At 62.3% G+C, this 2,408-nt stretch carries 3 protein-coding genes, 1 tRNA gene and 1 pseudogene; 1 reads left to right on the forward strand and 4 read right to left on the reverse strand.

Going from position 1 to position 2,408, the window contains the following annotated elements:
* The 4 genes from AC1DT2_RS20715 to tpiA all read right to left on the reverse strand — a co-directional run.
* Nucleotides 1-492: YcxB family protein (locus tag AC1DT2_RS20715; RefSeq protein ID WP_477298428.1), on the reverse strand; the 492-nt coding region annotated here is incomplete at its 3' end.
* Nucleotides 493-618: 126 nt separating this feature from the next.
* Nucleotides 619-703 (reverse strand) — tRNA-Leu (locus tag AC1DT2_RS20720).
* A gap of 32 nt (nucleotides 704-735) precedes the next feature.
* A complete protein-coding gene (gene secG, locus AC1DT2_RS20725) occupies nucleotides 736-1,170 on the reverse strand; it encodes a preprotein translocase subunit SecG (RefSeq protein ID WP_063570658.1) in 435 nt (144 codons plus the stop codon).
* A 22-nt stretch (nucleotides 1,171-1,192) separates the two neighbouring features.
* Nucleotides 1,193-1,969, reverse strand: coding sequence for a triose-phosphate isomerase (gene tpiA, locus AC1DT2_RS20730; RefSeq protein ID WP_477298430.1), 777 nt, complete (start codon nucleotides 1,967-1,969; stop codon nucleotides 1,193-1,195).
* A 161-nt stretch (nucleotides 1,970-2,130) separates the two neighbouring features.
* On the opposite strand from tpiA, the pseudogene AC1DT2_RS20735 reads away from it, so the two are divergent.
* Nucleotides 2,131-2,408 (forward strand): annotated as a pseudogene (locus tag AC1DT2_RS20735) (hypothetical protein); the annotation flags it as partial.

A 2,408-nucleotide genomic window follows, 5' to 3' on the forward strand; every position in this document is an offset into this window, starting at 1 on the left:
AGATTCCGGCGGCGCGCTGCCTTCCAACTTGACGTTGAAACGTCGGGCAAAATCGGAAAGCGCCGCCTCCTGGTCCTTAGTCAAAAGATCACGCCCGAAGAACCACGCCGCACGCGACGTCACGTAGACAAAGCAAGTCCTCGCATCGAATTTGATGCGATGGATTGCCGACCAAGGGAGACGAGTGACGATGGCCCCGTTTGCGCAAGCAGCGCCCTCTTCGTCGAAGGTGAAGACAGGTGCGCCTGAGTCTCTCGTTGCGCGCAGCGTCCTCCATGATTGGAGCGCAAAAAGGAAGGGCAACATCGCAGCGACCCATCCCAATCCGCCCAACGCCGCGAGCCATAGCGGGGCAGGATTGTGAAAGGAGAACGTGATGAGCACGAACATGAAGGCGACGGTGACGTAGCCTGAGGGAGCCGAAAACCAGAGTTGGGCCGCGATGGCGAATGTGCGGAAGAACGTCCGCGGCGCTGTTACGGTGATTGCCACGGTCGTGATGATCCTTATCGTTCCCCGGGCGGAATATAAGGGCATTTCCGTCCGTCGACAAACGCCCACAAAAAAACCCGCTTTCGCGGGTTTCTCTGCGATCCGGTGAGGTCTCCGGATCTATGTTGGTGCCCAAGGGGGGACTCGAACCCCCACAGCCTAAGCCGCTACCACCTCAAGGTAGTGCGTCTACCAATTCCGCCACCTGGGCATAACTTTTACAGCGTGTTGCGGTGTCGCTGATTACTTCTTGGCCGGCTCGGCGGGTGCCTTGGTGGCATCCTGCTTTGCGGCCGGAACATCGGTGTTGTTCGCTGCCGGAGCGGTAACGACGGGTGCCTGCGGCACGTCCGACGCGACCGGCTTCACCGGAGCGTTGTTGGCGGGAGCGGCCGGCACGGTAGCACCGGACATCACGCCAAGATCCGCGGCCGGCTGGGGCGTGCCCGAGCGACCGAGGTAGATACCCATGCCCAGGCTAAGCACGAAGAACAGTGCCGCCAGGACTGCCGTGGCGCGCGTCATGAAGCTCGACGAACCACGTGCACCAAACACGGTAGCGGACGCGCCGCCACCGAAACCCGAACCTGCATCCGCACCGGCGCCGCGCTGCATAAGAATCAGCACGATCATCGCTGCCGCGACCAGGATGTAAAGAACGCTGAAGAGGATGAACATATCTTCTGTTTGCCGTGTCGCGTTATCGACGCGCCGCGGCGCAAATTTCCAGGAAGTCGGAGGCTACGAGAGCGGCTCCGCCGATCAATCCCCCGTCTACATCAGGCTGGGCGAAAAGGTCGGCCGCATTGGCCGGCTTGACGCTGCCACCGTAAAGCACCCGGGTCAGGAGCGAGATATTAACATCCTTTTTTGCCACTTGGCTACGGATGAACGCATGAATTTTTTGCACCTTGTCCGGGGTGGCCGTCAGACCCGTTCCAATGGCCCAGACCGGCTCGTAGGCGATCACGCCGGTACGGAAAGCCTCTACGCCATAGACATCGATCACGGCGGCCAGCTGGCGGCCAATCACCTCTTCCGCCCTGCCCGCCTCATGCTCTTCCTGCGTCTCGCCAACGCAATAGATGGGCGTGAGGCCGGCATCGCAGGCCGTCCTGAACTTCTTCGATAGCAGCGCGTCGGTCTCGTGATAGTACTGCCGGCGCTCGGAATGGCCGACGAGGGTCCACTTGGCGCCGACGTCACGGACCATCGCACCGGAGATCTCACCGGTGTACGCGCCCTGCTCCGGGTGCTCGGAAATGGTCTGCGCGCCGAAGCCGAGGCCACGATCACCGTATTTATGGACCAGGTCGGCCAGATAGATGATCGGCGGGATGACCAGCACGTCGACGCCATCTTCCAGGCCCTCGACGATCTCGCGGACCAGGCCCTCGACGATCTCGCGGACCAGGCCATCGGCCATCTTGCGCGATCCGTGCATCTTCCAGTTACCGGCGACGAGCTTCTTGCGCATGGGTTGCTTCCGGGCAGGGCCAAGGGGCGGCAGGATAGCGGCGGCTCCCCCGGCGGCAAAAGCTGCAACGCCGCATAAAAGCCGCCGAACGCGACGTTCACCGAGGGTATCGCATAACCCTCGCAATTGACCTGCCTCGTCCCGCCTTCGATGATCCCCGCATGCGAACCCTGAGAATTTTCTTTACCGCCCTCCTTTTGACCGTCTCGGTCGCCGCCTTCGCGCAAGCGCAGGACGACGACCCGGGCAAGCAGATCGGTGACCTCCGCGGCCAACTCGACCAGATCGAGAAGGGCATGAAGGACGACAACATCACCGACTCGGTGATTGACGACCTGCGCGGCCAGGCGGGCGATGTCGCCGGCAAATCCCAGAAAGTCTCCAGCTCGCTCGCGCCCAACCGCGACGCGGCCAAGGCCCGCCTCGACCAGCTCGGCCC

Source organism: Luteibacter sp. P4_E6, from assembly GCF_056401535.1.

Excerpts from the sequence above, each read along its gene's own strand:
- secG (WP_063570658.1), bottom strand. The coding sequence starts at position 1,170 with ATGTTCATCCTCTTCAGCGTTCTTTACATCCTGGTCGCGGCAGCGATG.
- tpiA (WP_477298430.1), bottom strand. The coding sequence starts at position 1,969 with ATGCGCAAGAAGCTCGTCGCCGGTAACTGGAAGATGCACGGATCGCGC.